Source organism: Streptomyces sp. NPDC006326, assembly GCF_040612915.1.
GTDB lineage: Bacteria > Actinomycetota > Actinomycetes > Streptomycetales > Streptomycetaceae > Streptomyces.
In genome coordinates this window covers 16,594-39,317 of the sequence record NZ_JBEXRC010000055.1, presented here as the reverse complement: position 1 = coordinate 39,317, position 22,724 = coordinate 16,594, and the positions used below count along the sequence as shown (strand labels likewise).

Annotated in this window: 21 protein-coding genes; 14 read left to right on the top strand and 7 right to left on the bottom strand. The window is 74.0% G+C overall.

Annotated features, from left to right (window positions below):
• Position 1: 1 nt before the first annotated feature.
• The 4 genes from lanKC (at position 2) to ABZ128_RS30915 (ending at position 6,439) form a co-directional block, all read left to right on the top strand.
• Positions 2 to 2,635 (top strand): class III lanthionine synthetase LanKC, encoded by a 2,634-nt coding sequence (lanKC, locus tag ABZ128_RS30930; RefSeq protein ID WP_356852615.1) that lies wholly within the window; start codon positions 2 to 4, stop codon positions 2,633 to 2,635.
• Positions 2,632 to 2,766 (top strand): SapB/AmfS family lanthipeptide, encoded by a 135-nt coding sequence (locus ABZ128_RS30925; protein ID WP_267799330.1) that lies wholly within the window; start codon positions 2,632 to 2,634, stop codon positions 2,764 to 2,766. Before lanKC ends, ABZ128_RS30925 begins: the two co-directional genes overlap by 4 nt.
• A gap of 68 nt (positions 2,767 to 2,834) precedes the next feature.
• A complete protein-coding gene (locus ABZ128_RS30920; protein WP_356852614.1) occupies positions 2,835 to 4,649 on the top strand; it encodes an ABC transporter ATP-binding protein in 1,815 nt (604 codons plus the stop codon).
• Entirely contained in the window at positions 4,646 to 6,439 is a 1,794-nt protein-coding gene (locus tag ABZ128_RS30915) for an ABC transporter ATP-binding protein (RefSeq protein WP_356852612.1), read from the top strand. Before ABZ128_RS30920 ends, ABZ128_RS30915 begins: the two co-directional genes overlap by 4 nt.
• A gap of 54 nt (positions 6,440 to 6,493) precedes the next feature.
• Here the strand turns inward: ABZ128_RS30915 and ABZ128_RS30910 are convergent, their stop codons facing one another.
• Positions 6,494 to 7,102: a response regulator transcription factor gene (locus ABZ128_RS30910; protein WP_356852610.1), complete on the bottom strand. Its 609-nt coding sequence runs from the start codon at positions 7,100 to 7,102 to the stop codon at positions 6,494 to 6,496.
• Positions 7,103 to 7,381: 279 nt separating this feature from the next.
• Here ABZ128_RS30910 and ABZ128_RS30905 point away from each other — a divergent pair, with 279 nt between their 5' ends.
• Positions 7,382 to 7,837 carry a Rieske (2Fe-2S) protein gene (locus ABZ128_RS30905; RefSeq protein WP_356852609.1) on the top strand — a complete coding sequence of 152 codons (456 nt, stop codon included), beginning with the start codon at positions 7,382 to 7,384 and terminating at the stop codon, positions 7,835 to 7,837.
• Positions 7,838 to 7,945: 108 nt separating this feature from the next.
• On the opposite strand, the gene ABZ128_RS30900 is transcribed toward ABZ128_RS30905, so the two are convergent.
• The 4 genes from ABZ128_RS30900 to ABZ128_RS30885 all read right to left on the bottom strand — a co-directional run bounded on the left by ABZ128_RS30900 (position 7,946) and on the right by ABZ128_RS30885 (position 11,120).
• Positions 7,946 to 8,890 (bottom strand): nucleoside hydrolase, encoded by a 945-nt coding sequence (locus tag ABZ128_RS30900; protein WP_356852608.1) that lies wholly within the window; start codon positions 8,888 to 8,890, stop codon positions 7,946 to 7,948.
• 88 nt (positions 8,891 to 8,978) lie between these two features.
• Positions 8,979 to 9,878: a DUF1206 domain-containing protein gene (locus ABZ128_RS30895; RefSeq protein ID WP_356852607.1), complete on the bottom strand. Its 900-nt coding sequence runs from the start codon at positions 9,876 to 9,878 to the stop codon at positions 8,979 to 8,981.
• A gap of 5 nt (positions 9,879 to 9,883) precedes the next feature.
• Positions 9,884 to 10,333, bottom strand: coding sequence for an SRPBCC family protein (locus ABZ128_RS30890; RefSeq protein ID WP_356852606.1), 450 nt, complete (start codon positions 10,331 to 10,333; stop codon positions 9,884 to 9,886).
• A gap of 274 nt (positions 10,334 to 10,607) precedes the next feature.
• Positions 10,608 to 11,120 (bottom strand): GNAT family protein, encoded by a 513-nt coding sequence (locus tag ABZ128_RS30885; protein WP_356852604.1) that lies wholly within the window; start codon positions 11,118 to 11,120, stop codon positions 10,608 to 10,610.
• Positions 11,121 to 11,362: 242 nt separating this feature from the next.
• Here ABZ128_RS30885 and ABZ128_RS30880 point away from each other — a divergent pair, with 242 nt between their 5' ends.
• The 3 genes from ABZ128_RS30880 (at position 11,363) to ABZ128_RS30870 (ending at position 16,469) form a co-directional block, all read left to right on the top strand.
• Positions 11,363 to 11,908 carry a C40 family peptidase gene (locus tag ABZ128_RS30880; RefSeq protein WP_356852602.1) on the top strand — a complete coding sequence of 182 codons (546 nt, stop codon included), beginning with the start codon at positions 11,363 to 11,365 and terminating at the stop codon, positions 11,906 to 11,908.
• Positions 11,909 to 12,026: 118 nt separating this feature from the next.
• On the top strand, positions 12,027 to 13,076 hold the full coding sequence (locus ABZ128_RS30875; RefSeq protein WP_356852600.1) for an aldo/keto reductase: 1,050 nt from the start codon (positions 12,027 to 12,029) through the stop codon (positions 13,074 to 13,076).
• Between the two features lie 264 nt (positions 13,077 to 13,340).
• Positions 13,341 to 16,469: a hypothetical protein gene (locus ABZ128_RS30870; protein ID WP_356852598.1), complete on the top strand. Its 3,129-nt coding sequence runs from the start codon at positions 13,341 to 13,343 to the stop codon at positions 16,467 to 16,469.
• Between the two features lie 14 nt (positions 16,470 to 16,483).
• On the opposite strand, the gene ABZ128_RS30865 is transcribed toward ABZ128_RS30870, so the two are convergent.
• On the bottom strand, positions 16,484 to 16,708 hold the full coding sequence (locus ABZ128_RS30865) for a hypothetical protein (protein ID WP_356852597.1): 225 nt from the start codon (positions 16,706 to 16,708) through the stop codon (positions 16,484 to 16,486).
• A gap of 156 nt (positions 16,709 to 16,864) precedes the next feature.
• Between ABZ128_RS30865 and ABZ128_RS30860 the strand changes: the two genes are divergently transcribed.
• The 5 genes from ABZ128_RS30860 to ABZ128_RS30840 all read left to right on the top strand — a co-directional run bounded on the left by ABZ128_RS30860 (position 16,865) and on the right by ABZ128_RS30840 (position 21,274).
• A complete protein-coding gene (locus ABZ128_RS30860; RefSeq protein WP_356852595.1) occupies positions 16,865 to 17,149 on the top strand; it encodes a hypothetical protein in 285 nt (94 codons plus the stop codon).
• Between the two features lie 130 nt (positions 17,150 to 17,279).
• On the top strand, positions 17,280 to 17,669 hold the full coding sequence (locus tag ABZ128_RS30855) for an STAS domain-containing protein (protein WP_356852594.1): 390 nt from the start codon (positions 17,280 to 17,282) through the stop codon (positions 17,667 to 17,669).
• A 110-nt stretch (positions 17,670 to 17,779) separates the two neighbouring features.
• Positions 17,780 to 20,359, top strand: a complete 2,580-nt coding sequence (locus ABZ128_RS30850; protein ID WP_356852592.1) for a SpoIIE family protein phosphatase — start codon at positions 17,780 to 17,782, stop codon at positions 20,357 to 20,359.
• A gap of 80 nt (positions 20,360 to 20,439) precedes the next feature.
• On the top strand, positions 20,440 to 20,712 hold the full coding sequence (locus ABZ128_RS30845; protein ID WP_356852591.1) for a hypothetical protein: 273 nt from the start codon (positions 20,440 to 20,442) through the stop codon (positions 20,710 to 20,712).
• A 145-nt stretch (positions 20,713 to 20,857) separates the two neighbouring features.
• Positions 20,858 to 21,274 (top strand): hypothetical protein, encoded by a 417-nt coding sequence (locus ABZ128_RS30840; protein ID WP_356852589.1) that lies wholly within the window; start codon positions 20,858 to 20,860, stop codon positions 21,272 to 21,274.
• On the opposite strand, the gene ABZ128_RS30835 is transcribed toward ABZ128_RS30840, so the two are convergent.
• Positions 21,268 to 21,696, bottom strand: a complete 429-nt coding sequence (locus tag ABZ128_RS30835; RefSeq protein ID WP_356852587.1) for a MarR family transcriptional regulator — start codon at positions 21,694 to 21,696, stop codon at positions 21,268 to 21,270. The two genes, ABZ128_RS30840 and ABZ128_RS30835, sit on opposite strands and share 7 nt — an antisense overlap.
• Before the next feature lie 132 nt (positions 21,697 to 21,828).
• Here ABZ128_RS30835 and ABZ128_RS30830 point away from each other — a divergent pair, with 132 nt between their 5' ends.
• Positions 21,829 to 22,713 (top strand): MBL fold metallo-hydrolase, encoded by an 885-nt coding sequence (locus tag ABZ128_RS30830; RefSeq protein ID WP_356852585.1) that lies wholly within the window; start codon positions 21,829 to 21,831, stop codon positions 22,711 to 22,713.
• The last annotated feature ends 11 nt before the right edge of the window (positions 22,714 to 22,724 follow it).

Sequence of the window (22,724 nt, the reverse complement as noted above, 5' to 3'; positions counted from 1 at the left end):
AGTGAACAAGGGGTACGCCGCGTTCTGCGACGCCGACCGCTGGTTCTACGACGCACCGTACCGGCGGGCCGAGGAGAGCTACCCGGCCGCGCTCGCCCCGGTACCCCCGGGGTGGCGCTCGCACCGCAGCGGGGACTGGCTCGCCCTGCGCCCCGAGGGGATCCAACTGCCCTCCCAGGGCTGGAAGATCCACGTCTCGGCCACGCTCGGCAACGCGGAGTCCGTGCTCGACACCGTGTACGCCTACTGCACCGCCCGCCGCACCGCCTTCAAGTTCGTGCCCAGCCGCTACCTGCTGCACCTGCGCAACGCCAAGTACGCCGACCGTGCGGCGAGCGGGAAGTTCATCACCGTCTACCCCGCCGACGAGGAGCACTGCCGCGAGATCGCCGAGGACCTCGACGCCCTGCTGGCCGGCTCGCCCGGCCCGTACATCCTCAGCGATCTGCGCTGGGCCGCCGGCCCGGTCCACCTGCGCTACGGCAGCTTCACCCTGCGGCACTGCTACGACGAGCACGGCGAACTGGTACCGGCCGTCGAGGCCCCCGACGGGCGGCTCGTCCCGGACCGGCGCGGCCCCGCCTTCCAGCTGCCCGACTGGGTCGAACCGCCGGCCTTCCTCAAGCCGCACCTCGACGCCCGGTCCGCCGTCACCCTCACCGGGGTGCCCTACACGATCGAACGCGCCCTGCACTTCTCCAACGGGGGCGGCGTCTACGCCGGCACGGACACCCGCACGGGCGAGTCCGTGGTGCTCAAGGAGGCCCGGCCGTACGCGGGCCTCGCCGCCGACGGAGCCGACGCCGTGGCCCGGCTGCGCCGCGAGCAGAGCGCGCTGGAGCAGCTCGCGGGCCTGGACTGCGTCCCCGCGGTCCGCGGCACCTTCACGGTCGGAGACCACCACTTCCTGGTCCTGCAGTACCTGGAGGGCAAGCCCCTCAACACCTACTTCGCCCACCGCCACCCGCTGATCGAGGCCGACCCGGAGCCCGCGCAGCTCGCCGAGTACACCGACTGGGCCCTCACCGTCCACCGGCGGGTGACCGAAGCCGTCGAAGCCGTGCACGCCCGCGGGATCGTCTTCAACGACCTCCACCTCTTCAACATCATGGTGACCGAGGACGAGACGGGTGAACCCTCCGTCGCCCTGCTGGACTTCGAAGCGGCCGCCCACGTCGACGAGGGGCTGCGGCAGACGGTCGCCAACCCCGCCTTCGTCGCCCCGGCGGAACGCCGAGGCTTCGCCGTCGACCGCTACGCCCTCGCCTGCCTGCGGCTCGCCCTGTTCCTCCCGCTGACCAGCCTCCTCGCGCTGGACCGCACCAAGGCCGTACACCTGGCCGCCCTCGCCGCCGAGCAGTTCCCGATACCCCGCGCCTTCCTCGACGAGGCCGTCGAGGAGATCCTGGCCGGCTCCCCGGACACGCCCGCCGGACGCCTGCCCGCCCCGGCCGGACCGTACCTGCCCGTCGCACCGGGGGACCGGGACGCCGCCCGCGCCTCCATGACCGCGGCGCTGCACGCCTCGGCCACCCCGGAGCGCGAGGACCGGCTCTTCCCGGGGGACATCGCCCAGTTCGCGACACCCGGCGGCGGCGCCTGCTTCGGTTACGGCGCGGCCGGAGTCCTCCACGCCCTCGCCGAGACCGGCGCCCCGCCCTGGCCCGAGGCCGAGCAGTGGCTGCTGGACCGGACCGCCCGACCGGCCTCCGGCACCCCGCTCGGCTTCTACGACGGCCTGGCCGGCATCGCCTGGACGCTGCACCGGCTCGGCCACCGCGACCGCGCGCTCTCGCTCGCCGACCGCGTCCTGCACGAGCCCTGGGACGGCATCGGAACCGACCTGCACAGCGGCCTCGCCGGGATCGGACTGGCCCTCGACGCCCTCGGGACGGCGTCCGGCGAGCCCGCACTGCACGCCGCCGCCCTGCGCTGCGCCGAACTGGTCGCCGGACCGCAGCGGCGCCCGCCCCGCGCGGGACTGCTCCACGGCAACAGCGGGCCCGCCCTGCTGCTCCTGCGCCTCTACGAGCGCACCGGCGACCGGGACCTGCTGGCCAAGGCCGGCCTCGCCCTGCACCGCGACCTCGACCGCTGCGTGACCAGTGCCTACGGCACCCTCCAGGTGAACGAGGGCTGGCGCACGATGCCGTACCTCGGCGCCGGCAGCGTGGGCATCGGCATGGTGCTCGACGACTGGCTGGAGCACGGCGCGGAAGAGCGCTTCGAGGAGGCCCGCCGCCAGATCGTCAAAGCGGCCCAGGCCACCTTCTACGCCCAGCCCGGCCTGTTCCGCGGCGCCGCCGGGATGGTCCTCCACCTCGCGCGGACCACCACTCCCGGGCCCGGCTCCGGACCCGGCGACATCGCCCGCCAGATCGAGGCGCTGGCCCGGCACGCCGTCCCCTACCAGGGGCACCTGGCCTTCCCCGGCGAGCAGATGATGCGGCTCTCGATGGACCTGGCCACCGGCACGGCCGGAGCCCTCCTCGCCCTCGGCAGCGCAGCGCCCGGCGGGCGCGCACAGCTGCCGTTCCTCCCGCCGCTGCGGCGTTCCGCGGCGGCCCCCAAGCCGGTCCCGTACGGGGCCGTGACCCATCGGAACACTCACGAGAAGAAGAGGAACCTGACATGACCCTTCTTGACCTGCAGTCGATGGAGACCCCCAAGGAAGAGATCACCGAGGCCGCGATGACCGGTGGCGGCAGCCGGGCGAGCCTGCTGCTCTGCGGCGACAGCAGCCTGAGCGTCACGACCTGTAACTGACCCAGGTCGCTCCGGGTCCGGGCGGTTCGCCGCCCGGACCCGCACCCCTGTTCTGGAGGCGTCCGCGGATGACACCGCCCGACCTGCCGGCCCCGGACGGAGCCGCCGAGACACCGGGAGCCGCACGCTCCGCCGACCGCGCGCTCGCCGCCGCCACCCGGCACAGCGCAGGGCGCACCGCAGCCGTCCTCGGCTGCGCCGTCACCGCCGCCGGCGCGGCCCTCGCCGAACCGGCCGTCCTCGGCCACACCCTCGACCTGCTGCTGCGCCGCGACCCGGCCGGCCCCCGCTGGACCCTGCTGTGCACCGCGGTCATCGCGGCCGAGGTCCTGCTGGACGCGGCCGCCGCACGGCTGACCGGCGCGGTCGACGGCCGCTCCGCCGCCTGGTGGCGCAGGCGCGGCCTGGCCCGCCTGCTGGCCACGGCGCCGCACCACGCGGCCCGGCACGCGCCGGGCGAGCTCGCCGCCCGGCTGACCGCCCATGCCACCGAGGCGGGCAAGGTGCCGGCCGCCCTCGCGGCCGCTGCCGCCGCCGTCCTCCCGCCGCTCGGCGGACTGATCGCGCTGTTCCTCATCGACACCTGGACGGCCCTCGTCTTCCTCGCGGGACTGCCCCTGCTGGTCCTGCTGCTCCGGGCGTTCACGCGCGACTCCTCCACCAGCGTCGGCCGCTACCAGCAGGCGCAGCTCGCGACGGCAGGCCGTCTCGTCGAGGCCCTCGCCGGGGCCCGGACCATCGCCGCCGCCGGGACCGCAGCCCGCGAACGCGCCCGGATCCTCGGCCGGCTGCCCGAACTGGACGCCGAGGGCCGGCGCATGTGGCGGGTCTACGGCGCCACCTCGGCCCGTTCGGCCGCCCTCATGCCGCTGCTGCTGTACGCCGTACTCGCGGTGGCCGGCCTGCGGCTGTCGGCCGGGGCCCTCGGCGTCGGCGACCTGCTCGCGGCCGTCCGCTACGCCGGACTCGCCGCCGGGATCGGCGCGGTGACCGGCGCCCTCGCCGCGGTGGTACGCGGCCGGGCCGCCGCCGTGCGGACCGCCTCCCTCCTGACGCTGCCCGTACGGGAGCACGGCCGGGCGGAGCTGCCCCCGGACGGCCCGGGAACGCTGGAGCTGCGCGCGGTCCGCGTGGTGCGCGGGGGCTCGGTGGTGCTCCGCGACATCGACCTGCGGATCCCCGGCGGGAGCACCGTGGCCGTGGTCGGCCGCTCCGGTGCGGGCAAGACGCTGCTCGCCGCCGTGGCGGGGCGGCTGGCCGACCCCGACGCCGGACAGGTACTGCTGGACGGTGTCCCGCTGGCGGAGCTGCCCGCCGAGGTACTGCGCCGCGAGGTGGGCCATGCCTTCGACCGGCCGGTGCTCCTGGGCGCCACCATCGCGGAAGCCATCACCTTCGGGTCCCCGCCGGCGTCGGAAGCCGCCCCCGTCCCGGGCACCGGCCGCGGGGCCGGCTCCGGGGCGGTACCGGCCGCGGCACGGGCAGCCGGCGCCGATCCGTTCGTACGGAGGCTGCCCCACGGCTACGGCACGCCGCTCGACGAAGCCCCGATGTCCGGTGGTGAGAGCCAACGCCTGGGCCTGGCCAGGGCGTTCTACCGGGCGGGCAGGCTGCTGGTGCTCGACGACGCGACCTCCGGCCTCGACACCCTCACCGCCCGCCGGGTCGAGCGGGCGCTCGCCCGGGAGGTCCGGCCCGGCACCCGGATCCTCATCACCCACCGCCTCTCCTGCGCCGCCCGCGCCGATCTCGTCGTCTGGCTGGAGGACGGGCGGATCAGAGCCACCGGCCCCCACGAGGAGCTCTGGCAGGACCCCGGCTACCGCGCGGTGTTCGCCGCCGGCGTGGACACCGCTGCGGACCGGCGGGAGGCGGCCCGGTGACCGGCCCGGATCGCCGCCCCGCACCCCGGCCGGGCGGCGCATGGCGGCGCGTCGCCCCCGAGGGCCGGCGGTTCCTGCGCGCCCGCACCCCCGTCCTGGGGCGGCTCGCGGGCTGGTCGCTGCTGGAGTCCGTGCACACCTTCCTCGGCGGCTACGGCGTGGCCCGCGCGCTCGACGACGGCTTCCTCGCCGGCCGCCCCGCCGCCGGCCTCGGCTGGCTGGCGGCGGCCGGGGCCGGGGCGCTGCTCGGCGCCTTCGCACTGCGCGGGGTGTTCGCCGGACTCGCCGGCCTGGTGGAACCGCTGCGCAACGGCCTGGTCCGGCGAGCGGTGCGCCAGGCGCTCGACCGCGCGGTCGCCGACCCGGCGCGCGCCGCCGACGCGAGCGCGGTGTCACGGCTGACCCAGCAGACCGAAATGGCCCGCGACTCCTTCGCCGGGCTGGTCCTGACGGCCCGGTCGTTCGTGTTCACCGCCGTGGGGGCGCTGGCCGGCATGGCGGCCCTCGACCCGGTCCTGCTGCTGGTCGTCCTTCCCCCGCTGCTGCTCGGACTGGCCGCCTTCCTCGCCACCCTGCGCCCCATGGCCGCCGTACAGCGCGACTCCCTCGACACCGACGAGGCACTGTCGCGGCAGGTCGGGGCGGTGGGGGAGGGGCTGCGGGACATCGTCGCCTGCGGCGGGGAAGCGGCCGCGGCCGAGAGGGTGGAGCCGCTGATCGCCGCCCAGGAGCGGCTGACCCGCAGGCTCGCGGGGTGGGCGGCCGTCCGTACGCTGGCCCTCGGTGCGGCGGGCCGGCTGCCCGTGGTCGCGCTGCTCGCCGCGACGCCCTGGCTGCTGGGCCGCGGGGTCACCGCCGGGACGCTGGCGGGGGCGCTCACCTACCTGGTGCAGGCGCTGCTGCCCGCGCTGCACACCCTGATGACGGCGCTCGGGTCGGCCGGGACCCGGCTCGTCGTGGTGCTCGACCGCTTCTGCGAGCCGGAGCGGGATCCGGAGCCGACGCCGACCCCGCCCCCGGAGCCCGCGCCGCGGGCGCAGCCCACGTCGCGGAGGCAGGCCGCCGCCGAGCTGCGGGGCGTCACCTTCGCGTACGGGCCGGGCGCGGTCCCCGTACTCGACGGCCTCGACCTGGCGGTCCGTCCCGGCGAGCACCTCGCCGTGGTCGGCCCGAGCGGCATCGGCAAGTCCACGCTCACCGCCCTGCTCTCGGGACTCCTCACGCCCGACCGGGGGACGGTGCTCGTCGCGGGATCGGCCGCCCGCAGGGCCGCCGGCGCCACGGGACCGGACCCGCGGCGGACCCTGCTGCCCCAGCAGGCCTATGTGTTCACCGGCACCGTCCGGGAGAACCTGACCCACCTGTGCCCCGGCCCCGGCACCCCGGACGAGCGGCAACTGCGGGGTGCCGTGGCCGCGATGGGCCTGGACGGGTTCGTCGAGCGGTGCGGCGGCCTGGACGCGGAGGTGGTGCCGCGCCTGCTCTCCCGCGGCGAGAGCCAGCAACTGGCCCTCGCCGCGGCCTACCTGTCGCCGGCTCCGCTCCTGCTGCTCGACGAGGCCACCTGCCACCTGGACCCGCGGACCGAGGAGCGGGCCGAACGCGCCCTGGCGGCCCGCCCGGGAACCCTCGTCGTCGTGGCCCACCGCATCTCGTCCGCGGCCCGCGCCGACCGGGTCCTCGTACTCGACGGGTCCCGTGCCGTGCTCGGCACGCATGCCGAACTCCCCGCGAGGTCCCCCCTGTACCGGGATCTCGTGGGGATGTGGCACGGGACCGCGGACGACTGACGCGGTGACCGCGAAGCCGACCGGTGGCAACGGCCCCGGGCGGCGGGGCCCGGATCACACCCAGCCGGCCTGCCGGGATATCCGTATCGCGTCGATGCGGTTGCGGGCCCCGGTCTTGCGGGTGGCGGCGGCCATGTAGTTCCGTACCGTCCCGCTCGCCAGGTGCAGGGCGCGCGCAATCTCCGCGATCGAGTCGCCCTCGGCGGCCCGGGCGAGCACGCTGAGCTCGCGCGGGCTCAGCGGGACCGGGTCGGACTCCATGAACGCGGAGGCCAGGCTGGCGTCGATGAAGCGCTGCCCCGACGCGACCTTCCGCACGGCCCGTACGAGCCGGCCGGGTGAGCCGTCCTTGTCGACACAGCCGAGCACCTCGGCCTGGAAGGCCCGGCGCAGCGACCCCGGCGTGTCCGCCGAGGCCAGGACCAGGACGGGGGTGGGCGGGGCCAGCACCTGCCGGCCTCCCCGCCCGTCGGCCCCCAGGACGGCCGCCGAGCCCGGACAGTCGAGGTCGACGACCGCGACGTCTGGTCGTAAGGACTCCGCCTGGCGCGCCGCGGTGCGCCAGCCCGCCGACGTGACGTCGAAGGACCCTTCCGATCTCAACAGCGCCGCGAGGGCGGACCGCACCAGGCTGACGCTGTGCAGGACCAGGACCTTCGTCATCGTGTTCTCTCCTTCGGTGACGTACCAACGGCACCACGCGGCTGCCCCGGCGAGCGGCCGACGGAACGTCACTCCGGGGGGCGTTCAGGGGCGCAGGCGCAGGTTGGCCGAGATGCCACAGGCCCGGCCCTTCCTTTTGGCGGGTTACTCACTTGAACGCCGCAGCGGCCGTTTCGCCTGTACGGTGAACCGCCCGGAGCGGCGGGGCGTGTACCTGCTGAGGCCGGGGAGAGGCATGAGACTCCGGTCCGCAACCGGTACGAAGAAGGAGACACGACCATGGGCGACACCACGCGCCGACGCACGATCCTCGCGGCGGGCGCCGCCACCGTGGCGGGCGGCATCCTGAGCGGCTGCGGCAACGACGGCCCCGCGGATGCCTCCGGCGCGCCGTCCGACGCGCCCGGAAGCACCGGAGGGGCGGCGCCCGCGGGCGGCGGCGCCGCGGGCAAGGCCCTGGCGCAGACCTCGGAGATCCCGGTCGGCGGCGGAAAGGTCTTCAAGGACCAGAAGGTCGTGGTCACCCAGCCGAAGGCCGGGGAGTTCAAGGCGTTCTCGGCGACCTGTACCCATCAGGGCTGCTCGGTCGCCACGGTGGCCGACGGGAACATCGTGTGCCCCTGCCACCAGAGCATGTTCAAGGTCACCGACGGCACCGTGGCCGGCGGTCCCGCGACCCGTCCCCTGCCGGCGGCGAAGATCACGGTCCAGGGCGACAGCATCTCCCTGGGCTGAGGCCGCTCCCGGGGGCGGCCGTACGGGTCCGACGCTCGGGCCGGACCCGTACGGCCGGCGGGCCCCGGCCGCCCCGCTCGTTGCGGCTGTCTGCTCGCCGCGGTCGTCTCACGCGCTCCGGCGGCCCAGGGCCGCGACGGCGGCGACCATCCGGTCCCAGAAGAGCTCCGCCTCCAGGGTCACCGCGACCAGTGCGTTCACCGGCCGGTCCACGTACCGGTGCAGGTCCACCACGGTGGCGCCCCGCGTGTACCGGCCGTGCAACTCGACGACGACGTTCGCCTCCACGCAGTGCACGATCTGCGGATCGAGCACCCGGGCCACCGCGACGGGATCGTGCAGCGGCGGATCCGGGAACCCCCACAGGGTGCGGTAGGTGGAGGCGAAGAAGGTCAGCAGTTCGGCACACGTGCGCCCCAGCTCGGTGCCCAGGTCCTCGAAGCGGGCCAGGACCTCGCGGGTGGCGAGGGCCTGGTGGGTGACGTTGAGCCCGCACATGGTGAGGGGAACCCCGCTGCGGAAGACGATGTCCGCGGCCTCCGGATCGGTCTGGACGTTGAACTCGGCCGCCGGGCTGCGGTTGCCCCGCTCCGTGGAGCCGCCCATGAGGACGATCTCGCGGATCCGGGCGGCGTCACCGGGATAACGGGTCAGCAGCAGGGCGATGTTGGTCAGGGGTGCGGTCGGGACCAGGGTGACCGGCTCGGGGTGTTCGGTCAGGATCCGGTGGATCAGGTCCACCGCGTGCTCCGGGACCACGTCGACGGTGGGCTCCGGGAACCGCGGCCCGTCCAGCCCCGACACGCCGTGCACGTCGGACGCCACCGCCAGCGGCTGTACCAGCGGCCGGTCGCACCCCGCCGCGATCGGCACCCCGGTGATGCCCGCGACGGTGCAGACCCGACGGGCGTTCAGCGTGGTCTTCTCCAGCGTCTGGTTCCCCGCAACGGTGGTGATGGCCAGCAGGTCGACCGCCGGATCGCCGGCCGCCAGCATGATCGCGAGGGCATCGTCGTGCCCGGGATCGCAGTCGATGATGATCGGGACGGGCACGGACACTCCTGACCATGGGGGCGGCCAACCCCCTCAGTGTGCCGTCCCGGAACCGGCCTGGCCAGGAAGGTGCGGCCCTCCGCCCGGCTCAGACCTTGCGCCACCGGGCCAGGGCCCAGCAGAACACTCCGAACAGCACCAGCCCGACGGCGACCACGACCAGCAGCCACGGCCCCGCCGGTGTCCCGGCGAACGCCCGCAGCGTGTCGTCGATCCCCTTCGCCTGACCGGGGTCAAACTGCACGGCCGCGTACACGATGAAGGCGCCGGCCGCGGCGAACACCGCCCCGCGCGCCAGGCCGCCGCTCACCCCCAGGAAGTCGACCGCCTTGCGCAGGCGCGCCGACGCGCCGCCCATCGCGAGCTCCTTGCGGAAACTGAGCCGCGCCGCCTGGACGGCGATCACCACGCCGGCGATCCCGATCGCGAGCCCGGCCGCACCCACCAGCCACTGGCCCGCGGGCAGCCCCAGCGTCTTCGCCGTCACATCGCGCGACTGCTCGTCACTGGAGCGGCCCCCGCCGGAGCCCGCCGCGAAGGACAGGACGGAGAAGGCGGCCACGGCGTAGAAGACGGCCCGGGCCGCGGCCGCGATCCGCTTCCAGACGCTGCCGGTGCCGAAGGAGCCGCCGCGGCGGGCCGAGCGGCCGGAGGCGGCCTCGTGGGCGCCCGCCTCGGCGGCGGGGGCGGTGTCCGCGCCGGCCTCGCCGAACACCGCCTCCGACAGCCGCCACAGCATCATGCCGACGAGGCCGATGCCCACCGCCCAGATGAGCACCTCGCCCAGGGGCTGCTCCGCCAGCTTCTGCAAGGCGCCGCGCCGGTCCGCCTCCTCACCCCCGCCTCCGAAGGCGACGCGCACGGCCAGCAGACCGACCAGTACGTACAGCACCCCGCGGGCCGCGAGCCCGCTGCGCGCCGTGACCTCCCGGCCCTTGCCCCCGCTGGATGCCGCCCGCCGGGCCTCGTGCGCCGCCTCGGATCTCATCGGTCTCAAACCTCACCGCGCCAGGCGCCGGTCTCGACTCCGCGCGACTCGATGAACAGCTTGAAGCGCTTGAGGTCACCGGCGACCTGCCGCTTGACGAAGCCGAGCTTGTCGGCGGCGCTCTCGGCCAGCCCCTCGGGCACCCAGTTCATGTGCAGGGACACCTTGGTGGTGCCCGCGTCGATCGGCTGGAAGGTGACCAGCCCGGCCTGCCGCGGCTCCCCGTCCACCGTCATCCACGCGACGCGCTGGTCGGGAAGCTGCTCGGTGATCCGCGCGTCGAACTCGCGCTGCACACCGTTCACGTTCGTCACCCAGTGGGTGAGGGTGTCGCTGCGCTGCTCGATGCGCTCCACCCCCTCCATGAAGGCGGGGAACTGCTCGAACTGGGTCCACTGGTTGTAGGCCGTACGGACGGGGACGTTGACCTCGACGTATTCCTCTACGTGCGACATGCGCGACCTTTCGTGGTCATCGGCGGCCACACGCCCCCTGGGGCGCCACCGGGCCGCCCGGCAGGACGATCCTCCGCCGCGCGCCTACCCTCGCCCCCCACCTCCATGCGCCGGCCGGTTCCGCGCCGGGGCCCGGCCCCGCACCGCCACGGGCCCTCCTGGGCCGGTGGTCCAAGTGGCCCCGGCGTCCCACGAGATCCGCCGTCCGCCCGCTCAAGCCGCCCCGGCCGCCCCCGTGCAGCGGCCGGGCACCGGTGAACTCCCGCGGCCGGGTTCAGCGGGTCAGTTCCGCGGCCAGCAGGTCCATCAGCAGGCCGTCGTGCCACGTGCCGTCCGGGCCGCGCTCGTACTGGCGCATGGTGCCGACCGCCTTGAAGCCGACCTTGGCGTAACAGCGGATCGCCGGGGCGTTGTCGGCGGCGGGATCGATCACCAGGCGGTGGAAGCCGCGGTCGTCGACGAGATGGCGGGCGAGGGTGCGCACGGTGTCGGTGCCCAGGCCGCGCCCGTGGACGTCCGGATCGAGGAACAGGTCGATGCCGGCGTGCCGGTAGTCCGGATCCTCCTCGGCGTGCCACTGGACGCCGCCGATGACCCGGTCCTCGTACAGCACGGTCAGGTGGTGGACGCCGGCCTCGTGGAGCTCCGCCGCGATCTCCGCCGCGAAGTCCGGCCCGCCCCTCCAACGGGCCTGCACCGCCGGTGTGGCCCGGATGGCGGCCAGAGCGGGAACGTCCTGCACGAGGGTGGGGCGCAGGACCACGGAAGAACCATGCAACACGGTCATGACCAGCGACTTTAGCCCCTGTCGGGGCGGCGTTGGGAGCCTCGGGAGATCCTGCGGCCCATGGCTCTGCCCGTACGACGTAAGGCAAAGAAGGAACAAAACGCCCCGTGTTGCCGAACAGGAGCCCGAGGGCGGCCGCAAGACTCATCGGCCATCGAATGCCACTACGCATGTCACCGCCCCGAACAGCACTGTCCAGAGATCGGCCGGTTCAACTGCTCACCCAATGCGGAGGTATCACGATGACCACGTCCGGTATGGACACACGAGGGCTCGCACGAGGGCTTTCACAAGGGCTCGTACGCGGGCCCCGGAGCGGCCGCCCGACCCCTCGCCGCCGCCGCCCGCGGGCGTCCTCCCTCCTCGCCGCGGCCTTCCTGGCCGCCGGCGCCCTCACCGCCCCCGCCACACCCGCCGACGCGGCCGAGATCGCCGTGCCGTATGGCACCAGGGCGCTGGCGGTGGCCGCCTCCAAACAGGGCTCCCCGTACGCCTACGGGGCAACAGGTCCAAAACGCTTCGACTGTTCCGGCCTGACCCTCTACGCCTTCCGGAAGGCGGGCCGCAGACTTCCCCGCACCGCCGAGCAGCAGTACCGCGACACGCAGCACATCTCCCGCAGCGATCGCGCCCTCGGTGACCTGGTGTTCTTCGCCAAAGGGGGCAGACTCGGCCACGTCGGCATCTACGCCGGCGACGACAAGATCTGGCACGCCCCACGACCCGGCACCCGTGTGCGGCTGGAGCGGATCTGGAGCGACAACGTCCGCTACGGCCGGGCCAACTGAACACCCGGCCGCGGGCGCGGTCGCTGCGGTCACTTGATCTGGAGTGCACTCCAGCTCGTAGAGTCGCCGGACGCACCGCCCGGTGCACCCGCGCAACGACCACAGGGGGCAATCCGCCATGCGCTACCGCGTCCTCGGCCGCACCGGCATAGAAGTCAGTGCCTACTGCCTCGGCACCATGATGTTCGGAGCGGTCGGCAATCCCGACCACGACGACTGCGCCCGGATCATCCACACCGCACTCGACGAGGGCATCAACTTCGTCGACACCGCCGACATGTACTCGGCGGGCGAGTCGGAGACCATCGTCGGCAAGGCGCTGCACGGCCGCAGGGACGACGTGGTCCTCGCCACCAAGGTCCACTTCCCGATGGGCGAGGGCCCCAACCGCGGCGGCAACTCCCGCCGCTGGATCGTGCGCGCGGTCGAGGAGAGCCTGCGCAGGCTGCGCACCGACTGGATCGACCTCTACCAGGTGCACCGCCCCGACCACACCACCGACATCGAGGAGACCCTGTCGGCCCTCGGCGACCTGGTGACCCAGGGCAAGATCCGGGCGTTCGGCTGCTCGACCTTCCCCGCCGAGGACCTCGTCGAGGCCCACCACCTCGCCGAACGCCGCGGGCTGCAGCGCTTCCGCACCGAACAGCCGCCGTACTCGCTGCTCGCCCGCGGCATCGAGGCCCACGTGCTGCCCGTCGCCCAGCGGCTCGGCATGGGCGTGCTGACCTGGAGTCCGCTCGCCTCCGGCTTCCTCACCGGACGCCACCGCAAGGGCCGTCCGATCGACCTCGGCAGCGGTCGCGCCGCACTCCACCCGGCCCGCTTCGACCCCGAACTGCCCGTGACCGCGGCCAAGCTCGACGCCGTGGAGGAGCTGGTGGCCCTCGCGGACCAGGTCGGGTGCACCCTGCCCGAACTGGCGCTGGCCTTCCCGCTGGCCCACCCCGCCGTCACCTCGGTGATCATCGGGCCGCGTACGCAGTCACAGCTCCAGGCCGCGCTGAAGGGGGCCTGCCTCACCCTGGACGACGCGACTCTCGACCGGATCGACGAGATCGTCCCGCCCGGCACCGACGTCTACCACCCCGACGGCGTCTGGAAGCCGGTCTCCCTCACGGACCCCGCCCGCCGCCGCCACCCCGCGGCACTCCGCGCGGCGGCCTGACGCCGGGCCACCGCCGCAGAAGCGGCCGCCATGACCCGCCGTGGACGGTGCCCCGGGTCGCCGCCGCCCTGGCGGCGACCACGGCCCGCATCTCCTCGGCCGCCCGGAGCCTGCCCTGGGCGTGCCCGAGACCCGGGGGCCGCACATGCTCGGCATCACCGTCCCGGAACGCCTGCGCGGACGCGTCCGTTCCTTCGGGTCATCCGCCCCCGGTGCCCGGCGCGCATCCGGACAGCGCCCGCACGCCCCGCTTACCGTCGGGCTGTGGACAGCACGCCGACGCCAGCGCATACCCGTCCTCCCTACGCGAAGTGGGCCGCGCCCCTGAGCTTGCTCGCGCTGATCGGCGGCGGCGTCCTCACCGGGCTCTTCTGCGACCGGCGCGGAGGCGATCTGCCCGAGGAGGTGCGGCTACAGCTCGCGGGCACGTGGAAGCAGGCCTGCCGGCTGCTCTACGGGCCCCACGGCGGGTGCCCGCCCCGGGGAGAACGGCTTGAGCCGTTCCGCCGGGCCCTGCGGCTCGACTCGTACCTCTTCGTCCCCGGTTACGCGCTGCTCCTGCTCGCCCTGTTCGGTTTCGGCAGCTGCTTCCTCTACCGGTGGGTGTCCCGGAAATGGGCGAGGCGCGCCGCCGCCGTCACCCTGGTGCTCGCCGCGGCGGACCTCTGCGAGAACGCCTTCCTCTTCCGGGGCATGGACGCCCTCGCCACCCGTGAGGACGGGGACTGGGAGAGGGCCGCCTGGTGCGCCCTGCTGAAGTGGTCGCTGGTGCCGCCGCTCCTGGCCGCCGCCCTCTGGATCGGTGTCACCCTGCTCGCACGCCGCTGTCTGCGCCGGGCGGTGGTGAAGAACGCGCCGCCGTCCGACGGCGGGCCGCAGTCCGACGGCGCGCCGGCGTCCGGCAGCAGGCCGCTGCGCGTCCAGCAGGCGTACGCACTCGCCCGCGGCGAGCCCATGGACGACCCGGACCTCATCACCCCGCCCGCCGCCCCCCACGCGAACCTGCCCCTGACCGCATGGGCGGACCGGCACGTCCCCGCGGCCCCGCGGAAGGACAGCGCGCGCGACCGCTGGCGCACCCGCGCCCTGCAGCCCCCCGGCCGGGAACCGGCAGAGACCGGGATCTGCGTCTCGGGCGGCGGGATCCGCTCCGCCTCCGTCGCGCTGGGCGCCCTGCAGGCGCTGCGCGAGGGAGGCGTGCTGTCCAGGGCCCGCTACCTGACCTCCGTCTCGGGCGGCGGCTACGCCGTCGGCGCGTACCAGCTGGCGATCACGGACCGGCAGCCGAGGAACCGGCAGGGCCGGCTGATCGCGCGCGCCGACCTCGCGACGGCCCGGGACGCGTTCGAGCCGGGCAGCCCGGAGGAGGACCACGTCCGTCGGCACGCCAAGTACCTGGCGGACAGCCCCCGCGAGAAGCTGCACGCCGCGGGCGTCATCCTGCGCGGCCTGTGCGTCTCGCTGGGGCTGCTGGCGCTGACGTTCACGGTGGCCGGGATCTGCCTCAGCCTCTTCTACCACGCAGCGCCGCTCACCGACCTGGACCACTATCCCGTCCGGCGGACCGGTTCCTTCCCGGGCCTGGCGCAGCAGCTGCACCCGCAGGTCTGGCCGCCCCTCCTCGGCCTCGTGGCCCTGGCCGCCGCCGTGTCGGTGGCGGCGTACCAGTTCACGGCCGGCCGGGGCCGGTCCCGCCCTGCCTGGGTGCGGACCACGGTGACCGGGATCCTGGGCCTCGCCGCGGCCGTCGCCGTGTTCGCGGTGGCCGTTCCGGTGGTGGTGTGGGTGTTCGCCTGGCTCGGCGAGCGCGCCGACGTGTTCCCCGAGGGAGCCCGGGGGATCTCCCTGCTGGGAGCGCTGACCGTCGCGGCGACCGCGGTCGCAGGGGCGTTCAACGCCGCCGGCAGCCGCGTCAGGAAGGTGCAGCCGGACGGCAGCAGGACGCGCTGGTTCACCAAGGGGGCCAAGGCGATCGTCACCCGGACCGGAACGGGCTGGCTCCCGGCGCTCGTGGTCTGGCTCGTCCTCGCCCTCGTCGCCTTCTTCGGGCTGGCCCTGCTGTCCTGGTCGGCGCTCTACGCGAACGGCTGGGGCGGGTGGCGGTGGGGGCTCGCGGCCGCCCTGCTCGCGTCGGCCCTGCTCGTCGACCAGACCACCTTCAGCCTGCACCCCTTCTACCGGCAGCGGTTGGCCGGCGCCTTCGCGGTGCGCCGGGCCGTGCTGCACGACGGATCGGTCGGCGCCCTCCCGTACGACTACAACGGCGAGGCGACCCCGCTGAGCACCCACGCCAAGCCGCCGAAGGATCCCGCCTTCCCGCAGGTCGTCTTCGTCGCCTCGGCGGCCCTCTCGCTGCGCAACCGGACCGCGCCCGGCCGGGCGGCCGTGCCCTTCACCTTCTCCCACGACTACGTGGGCGGCCCCGACACCGGGTGGGTACGGACGACCACGATGGAGGAGACGGCCCATCCCACGATCCGGCGAGACCTCACGGTGCAGTCCGCGATGGCCGTGTCGGGAGCGGCGTTCGCCTCGACGATGGGCACTCAGGCGATGGCCGTGCAACGCCTGTTCGCCCTGTCCAACCTGCGCCTGGGCACCTGGGTGCCCAACCCGCTGTACCTCGCGCAGCTGGCCCGGCGCGGCCCGGACTGGGTGCTGCCCCGGCTGCCCCGGGTGCGCCGCCTGCGCTACCAGCTCCAGGAGCTGGCCGGCCGCTACTCGGACACCAGCCCGATGCTGCTGTGCACGGACGGAGGGCACTTCGACAACCTGGGCCTGGTCGAGCTGCTGAGGCTGCGGTGCCGGACCGTCTACGTCATCGACTCGTCCGGCGACTCGCCGCCGCTGGCCAGGACCCTCGCCGAGGCGGTCACCCTCGCGTACGAGGACCTCGGCGTGCAGATCAGGTTCAAGCAGCAGGAGGTGCTGCAGCTGGTTCCGGGCAGCGCCGAGAAGGTGGAGCCGACGGAGCCCATGGCGGCCCTGAACACGCGGTTCTCCGCACGCTGTGTGGTCCGGGGCGAGATCGAGTACCCGGAGCCCGTCGACTTCGGGGACGGCGTGCCCGCCACCAAGGGGACGATCGTCTTCGCCAAGGCCGGCCTGACGCCCGACATGCCCTACGAGTTGCTGAGCTACGCGCTGAAGGAGAAGGCCTTTCCCCGCCAGAGCACCATGGACCAGTGGTTCGACCACACCCAGTTCGACGCCTACCGCGAACTCGGCTACCACCTCGGTGCGGCAGCCGTCTGGCCGACTCCGGTCAAGCGGCGCCGAATGGTCAGCCGCGCCGGGCGGCCTGCCGGTCCCGCCCCCGCCGACGGCGTGAACCCCGCACCCCAGGACGGAGCCCCGGGAACCGAAAGGCTCCCGGGGCTCCCCTCCGCGTGAAGCGGGACGGTCGGTCAGCGCTCGTCGCGCATGTCGTCCATGTCCTCGTCGCGCATCATGTCGTCCTCACGTCCGCTCTCGCGGGAGAACTCACCCGGACGGCGCTGCTGGTCGCCGGTGCGCTGCGAACGCTGCGCGTCGCGCGAGCCGGACTGCCGGCCCTGCCCCATCTCGGAGGGAGTCTTGCCGGATTGCCCTGACTGGCCCGACTGGCGCTGCTTGTCCTGCTTACCGCCCATGACGGCTCACGCTCCTGGAAAGACGTGGAGACCCTCGATGGCCTCCTGAGCAACGACGCTGACATGGTCTGCTACGGAACGCACCTTTTCGTCACCGAACGTGGCGACAGCGGCGCCTCCCCGCCGGTCCGGCCGCCGCTCGCTAGCCTGGACGCCATGAGCGACCGGTACACCATCGTGCTGCGCCCCGGCCCCGCCGAGCCCGGGCAGGGCGCCGGGCCCGACCAGGGATCCGGCCCCGAGCAGGGCTCCGGGCACGCCGCCACCCTCCGCACCGCCCGGGTGACGGCGACCGGCGAGCTCGGCGTCTCGGGCTATCCGCGGTACGCCGGCGAGGGCGTCCAGGCCGACATCGACCCCCGGACCCGCGCCGTCGAGGCCGTCACCCTGGACGGCGCGGAGCTCCCGTACGGCTGGGTGGCCCAACTGGCGGACGACTGACCCACCCCTGCGGTGAGCGCGCGGAGGACGCGGGCGCTCACGGCTCGGCACTCCGGGCCGAAGCGTCGTATGGTCGCTACGGGCCCACCGTCGCCACGGACCGGTGCGCTCCGCGATCGGAAGGGGTCGGATGGCGGCGAATGCGAGGGACACCTCTGACGGCCGCGCCGGATCCCGTCTCGCGGCAGATCTTCGCTGGAGCGGCACCTCGGCCGTGGTCGCGGTGTCGGGAGAGCTGGACCACGACAGTCTCAGGCCGCTCAGCGACGCGCTGGACGAGGTCTTCGCCCGGGGTGCCGACCGCATCGTCGTCGACTGCGGGGGCCTGACGTTCTGTGACTCCACCGGGCTCAACATCCTGTTGAGGGCCAGGCAGAGGGCGGCCGAGGCCGGCAGTACCGTGGAACTGGCCGCACTCCGGCCCCCCGTAGCGCGTATGTTCGACGTCACGGGAGCGCGCAGCGTCTTCACGGTGCACGAGGAAGTCCCCCCGGCCCTGGGGGACCGGCCCCCGCAGTAGGCCCCGCGGACCTGCCCTGATGCCGGTCCGAGGACGTGCCGATCACGCCGCCGGATGGCTGAATCCTCCATGGGGACGCTGCCCTCCCCGGGGCGTGGCATGCTCGGAGCATGGAATCCGGATCCGGGGTGCCCGACGACGGTCCCGCCCCCGAGCTGCTGGCGCTGGCCAAAGTCGTGGCCAGGCTGCGATCCGAGGTCGTGGACCTGGAGGGCCTGGCCTCCGTCACCGGGATCCTGGAACGGGCCAAGGGCGTGGTGATGGCCGAGGACCGAGTCCCGGCGGACGTCGCGTACGAAACCCTGGTCCGGCGTGCTGAGGTCCACGACCGGACGCTGATGGAGGAGTGCTGGATCACCCTGGGCCGGTTCCGTCCCGCCTCCCCCGCCGCGCAGCGGCCCGGGACCGCCGGGCAGGCAGACCACCGGCGCGGCTCGGTGTTTGATTCCGCCCGCTACGTTCCGACGGGGGACGGGGGCGGCGGCGCCCGGCGGCTGCCGGCCGGATTCCCCGGAGCCCTCGCCCGTGCGCGTACCCCCGGCGACGTGGCCGCACTCCTGCGGGAGGCCCTGCAGGAGCCGGCGTGCGTGGACGCCGTCCTGATCTACTCCGTCACGGAATCCGGGCGGCTGGAACTCATGGGCCATGCGGGCGTCGATGCCGCGCTGGCCGCCCAGTGGCAGCACATCCCGCCGTTCGAGGGCGTGGCGGCGCTGGAAGTCGCGGCCTCCCAGCAGCCGCTGTGGCTGGAGGACCCGGTGGCGGACGCCGAACGCTACCTCCTCATCGGCAAGCCGCCGGGCCGATGGTCCACCCGCGCCTGGATCCCCGTCACCGCACAGGGGCACGTCACCACCGTCGTGGGCTTCCTGCGGACCCGCCTGGCCCCGTTCGGTCCCGAGGTCCGCTCCCTGCTCCAGCAGACCGTGGGCATGGTGAGCAGCCTGAGCGGCGTCCTGCCGGCCGGTGGCGCGCCGCGTGAGGAGCGCGCCGACGCCGACGGCCCACCGGGCTCCCGCAGCCCGGAAGCCGGCTCCGCACCGGACGCGGAAGCCGCCGGCCCGGGGGACGGCTCCGGGACCGCCGGCCCCCCCGAACGCGACGGCGACGCGTCCGCCGCCGACTCCGCGCGCCCTGCCGTGACCGCCAGCCAGGAGGTGGCGGACATCCAGGCCGTCTTCGACGCCCTGTCGGGGACGGCGATCCTGCTCTCGCCCGTGCGCTCGCCGAGCGGAGAGGTGGAGGACTACCGCATCGACGCGGCCGCGCCGGGTTCGGTGGACATCGCGGGCCGGTGCGGCAAGGAGCTCGTGGGACTGAGCGTCCTGGAGACCTACCCCACCGTCGCCGGCAGCCCGCTGTGGCAGGGTTACCACGACGCCCTGACCACGGGAACCACGTACGAGGGCGAGCCGTTCGTCTACCAGGAGGTCATCGCCGGCGTACCGGAGGAGTCGACCTATTCGGTCCGCGCGACCCGGCTCGGGGACCGTCTGGTCGTCTCCTGGATCCGCCATGACACGGGCCTGCGCGAAACGCTCCGGCTCGCGGCCATGCAGCGCCTCGGCAACCTCGGCTGGGCCGACTGGAACCTGACCACGGACAGCATCACCTGGTCCGAGCAGGTCTATGCCATCTTCGACCGCGATCCCGCCCTCGGGCCCATGAGGCTGGAGGAGCTTCCGGAGCACCTGGTCCCCGAGGACCTGCCGACGCTGGGCGCGGCCGTGGAGCGCCTGCTCGGCGAGGGCCGGCCGATCGACCAGCAGTTCCGCATCGTCACCGCGGACGGGGTACGCCACCTGCGGATCGTCGCCGAAGCGCGGACGGACGCCGAGGGCAGGCCGGTCGAGGTCCACGGCTTCTTCCAGGACCGCACGGCCCAGCGCGACGCCGAACTCGCCCTGCACGAGCAGGAGCGGGCCATGCTGGTCCAGCGCGGCATGCTCCGCGCCGAACGCAACATCGCCGCCCGGCTGCGCCAGGCGCTGCTGCCCGCCCCCGAGAGGTCGATGGACCTCGCGGGCCTCGCCGTCGACGTCCTCTACGTCCCCGCCGACAGCGGCGTCAACGTCGGCGGCGACTGGTACAGCGCCATCCAACTCCCCGATGAGCGCGCTCTCTTCGTCGTCGGCGACGTGGCCGGCCACGGTCTCGACGCCGTCGGCACCATGGCCCAACTGCGGTTCACCGCCAAGGGTATGATCGTCACCGGCTCCACCCTCTCCGACGTGCTGGTCCGGCTCAACGCGCTGCTGCTGCACTCCGCGACCGACCCGTACAGCACCACCGCCACCATGGTGATGGCCCACTACCAGCCGGCCACCCACCTCCTGACCTGGGTCCGGGCCGGCCACCTGCCCCCCTTGCTGATCCGCGACGGCACCCCCCGCTTCCTTCCCCAGCCCGCGGGCCCGCTCCTCGGCGCCACCTTCGAGGCCCGGTACGCCGAGGCGACGCTCCAGCTGGAGCCGGGGGATCACCTGCTGCTCTACACGGACGGCCTGATCGAGGAACCGGGGGAGGACATCTACCACGGCATGGCCCGGCTCGCGGACGCCGCGGTCCGGGCGGTCGTCACGCACCAGCGGGACCCGCTCGCCCGTATCCTCGCCGAGCTGGCCCCCGGCGGCCGCGACGACGTCTGCGCCCTGGCCGTTCACGTCCCACCCGCCCCCACACGCCGCTGAGGGGCCGGGACGCAGCGCCCGCGCTTGGTCCGGGTGGGGGACGGGGAGTCACGTCGACGGTGGTGCGTCGTTGCCCGTACATGACCGACCTGATGGTGAAGATCCCGGCGGACTGGCTGGCCCGCGTGTTCCTCTCGCTGCGCCGCGGGGCCTCCGACGATGCGCAGGCCGTGGCGGGGGAGTTGCAGCCGTTCACGGAGAAGCCCGGCCAGCGGATCCCGGTTCCGCGGGCGACGGTGCTGCGTACGGAGTCGGCGCTGCGGGGCGAACTCGACCGCGCGCAGGGCCAGGAGCGGCGTGCACGGCTGACCGAGGAGGCCGAGTACCTGGTGAAAACCCGCCTGGGCTGCTGAGTTGGGGACGCCTCGCGGTGGCCGCCGGGGGCTCACAGGGGTGAATACGTATCCATCATGACAGGTCAGAGGCCGTTTTCGTAGGACGGACGGCATAGTCGAAGAACCTTGTCCGGGCCCGTGCGCAGCTTTGAGAATCACCGTCATGAATCACTCGGCGCACATCAATCACGACGCGGTACTGCGAGCACGGGTCGCCCTCCTCGGATCCGGAAAGCCCTCGGTGGGAGAACGGGTCGCGGCCTACCGCGTACTGGTCCAGGTGAGTCCCTTGGCCTACCTGCCCAAGCTGGCCGTCGCGCTGGGGAAGTACAGCCGCCAGTTCGCCCACCGGCCGGAGACGGCCCTGGCCCTGCGGGCGGAATCCGTCGCCGCCGCACGCCGTATGTGCACGCTCGAACCCGAACGGGCCGAGCTCCTCGTCCGCTCCTTGTCCTACTACCGGCTACAGCTCCGCCTCATGGGCCGGTCCGCGGAAGTCCTTGCCGTCGACGAGGAGATCGCCCTCGTCGAGTCCGGCGGATGGTCCGCCCGGGACGCGTCACCGCCGCCGGCTCACTGAGGGGTGACGGCCTGCTCCAGCAGGCCGTGCAGGACGCGCTGCTCCTGCGGGGTGAGGGCGGACAGCGGGGAGTCGACGGCGAGGAGTCCGAGGAGGCGTTCGCGCAGGGCGGTGCCCTCGGCGGTGAGGACGAGGTGCTTGGCGCGGCGGTCGGTGGGGTGCGGGTGCCGCTCGATCAGGCTCTGCTTTTCCAGCTTGTCGACGACGAAGGTGGTGTTGGAGGGCTCGCAGCTCATGCGTTCGGAGAGCTCCCGCATGGTCATCGGCCCGCTCATCTCCCGCAGCGCGGTCGCCTGGGACGCGGTGAGGCCGAGGGTGGCGGCGCGCTCCCGTACGTGCTCGGCGATCCGCTGGGCCAGTCCGTTCACCAGCCCGCACAGCTGTCGCTCGGCGATGGCCTGGGGCTCGGAGGACGTCGACATGCCCCCACCCTAGCAAGTCCGTCAAGCGCACATATTGCAAGCTTGAATGATTCGAGCTTGATGCTTATGGTGACGTCGTCGCCGCGGGATGCGCGGCGACGGCCTCATCGTGACCACTTCCAGGGGAGAGCCATGTCTGATGTGACGGTTGATCAGGGCGGACGACTGCGCCGGCCGGCGGGGATCCGCACGATTCGGCTGGGCGACACGAAGGTGTCGTACGTGCCGGACGGCGACGTGCGGCTCCGGCCGCTGCACCTGCTCAAGGACACCACCGACGAGGTCTGGGCGGCCCATCCGGAGTACCTGGACGCCACGGGTCACCTCGTCGGGAGCGTCGGCGGACTGCTGGTGGAGCACGGCGACCGCGCGCTGCTGATCGACGCGGGCTTCGGCCCGCAGACGCACGAGGCCCCGGACGGCCCGCTCGGCGCGATCCGGGGTGGTGCACTTCCGGGCAGCCTGGCCGAACTCGGCCGCCGCCCCGAGGACATCGAAGCGGTGGCCTTCACCCACCTCCACTCCGACCACCTCGGCTGGGCCTGCCATCCCGCCCCCGGCGGCGACCGGCCCCTGCTCGCCCACGCCGAGTACCTGATCTCCGAACAGGAGTGGGACCGCCGTGACCTCCTGGAGGCCCAGGGCATGGCCGAGCAGGTCGCGGCCCTCGCCCCGCGCGTCCGTACGATCACCGACGGGGAGGAGGTCTTCCCCGGCGTGCACGTGCGGATCACTCCCGGCCACACCGTCGGGCACGCCGAGTACGTCATCACCGGGGGCGGCCGGCGTCTGATCGCCTTCGGGGACGCCGTGCACTCGCCGATCCAGATCGACCACCCCGAATGGTCCTCGGGCTTCGACCACGACCCCGCCCGGACCGCAGACCACCGCCGCCGCCTCGTCGCCGAGCTGGCGGAGCCCGACACCATCGGTTTCGGCGTCCACTTCGCCGACGTGGTGTTCGGACGCGTCCGGCGGGACGGGCACGGCCCGGCGTGGCAGCCCCTGGACGCCTGACCCGGGCCGGC

What these genes read in the sequence shown, in the direction of transcription:
- ABZ128_RS30845 (WP_356852591.1), top strand. Translation starts at nt 20,440, where the DNA reads ATGACCGACCTGATGGTGAAGATCCCGGCGGACTGGCTGGCCCGCGTG.
- ABZ128_RS30865 (WP_356852597.1), bottom strand. Translation starts at nt 16,708, where the DNA reads ATGGGCGGTAAGCAGGACAAGCAGCGCCAGTCGGGCCAGTCAGGGCAA.
- ABZ128_RS30925 (WP_267799330.1), top strand. Translation starts at nt 2,632, where the DNA reads ATGACCCTTCTTGACCTGCAGTCGATGGAGACCCCCAAGGAAGAGATC.
- ABZ128_RS30905 (WP_356852609.1), top strand. Translation starts at nt 7,382, where the DNA reads ATGGGCGACACCACGCGCCGACGCACGATCCTCGCGGCGGGCGCCGCC.
- ABZ128_RS30885 (WP_356852604.1), bottom strand. Translation starts at nt 11,120, where the DNA reads ATGACCGTGTTGCATGGTTCTTCCGTGGTCCTGCGCCCCACCCTCGTG.
- ABZ128_RS30890 (WP_356852606.1), bottom strand. Translation starts at nt 10,333, where the DNA reads ATGTCGCACGTAGAGGAATACGTCGAGGTCAACGTCCCCGTCCGTACG.
- ABZ128_RS30840 (WP_356852589.1), top strand. Translation starts at nt 20,858, where the DNA reads ATGAATCACTCGGCGCACATCAATCACGACGCGGTACTGCGAGCACGG.
- ABZ128_RS30855 (WP_356852594.1), top strand. Translation starts at nt 17,280, where the DNA reads ATGGCGGCGAATGCGAGGGACACCTCTGACGGCCGCGCCGGATCCCGT.
- ABZ128_RS30920 (WP_356852614.1), top strand. Translation starts at nt 2,835, where the DNA reads ATGACACCGCCCGACCTGCCGGCCCCGGACGGAGCCGCCGAGACACCG.
- ABZ128_RS30910 (WP_356852610.1), bottom strand. Translation starts at nt 7,102, where the DNA reads ATGACGAAGGTCCTGGTCCTGCACAGCGTCAGCCTGGTGCGGTCCGCC.
- ABZ128_RS30880 (WP_356852602.1), top strand. Translation starts at nt 11,363, where the DNA reads ATGACCACGTCCGGTATGGACACACGAGGGCTCGCACGAGGGCTTTCA.
- ABZ128_RS30835 (WP_356852587.1), bottom strand. Translation starts at nt 21,696, where the DNA reads ATGTCGACGTCCTCCGAGCCCCAGGCCATCGCCGAGCGACAGCTGTGC.
- ABZ128_RS30860 (WP_356852595.1), top strand. Translation starts at nt 16,865, where the DNA reads ATGAGCGACCGGTACACCATCGTGCTGCGCCCCGGCCCCGCCGAGCCC.
- ABZ128_RS30850 (WP_356852592.1), top strand. Translation starts at nt 17,780, where the DNA reads ATGGAATCCGGATCCGGGGTGCCCGACGACGGTCCCGCCCCCGAGCTG.
- ABZ128_RS30895 (WP_356852607.1), bottom strand. Translation starts at nt 9,878, where the DNA reads ATGAGATCCGAGGCGGCGCACGAGGCCCGGCGGGCGGCATCCAGCGGG.
- ABZ128_RS30875 (WP_356852600.1), top strand. Translation starts at nt 12,027, where the DNA reads ATGCGCTACCGCGTCCTCGGCCGCACCGGCATAGAAGTCAGTGCCTAC.
- ABZ128_RS30830 (WP_356852585.1), top strand. Translation starts at nt 21,829, where the DNA reads ATGTCTGATGTGACGGTTGATCAGGGCGGACGACTGCGCCGGCCGGCG.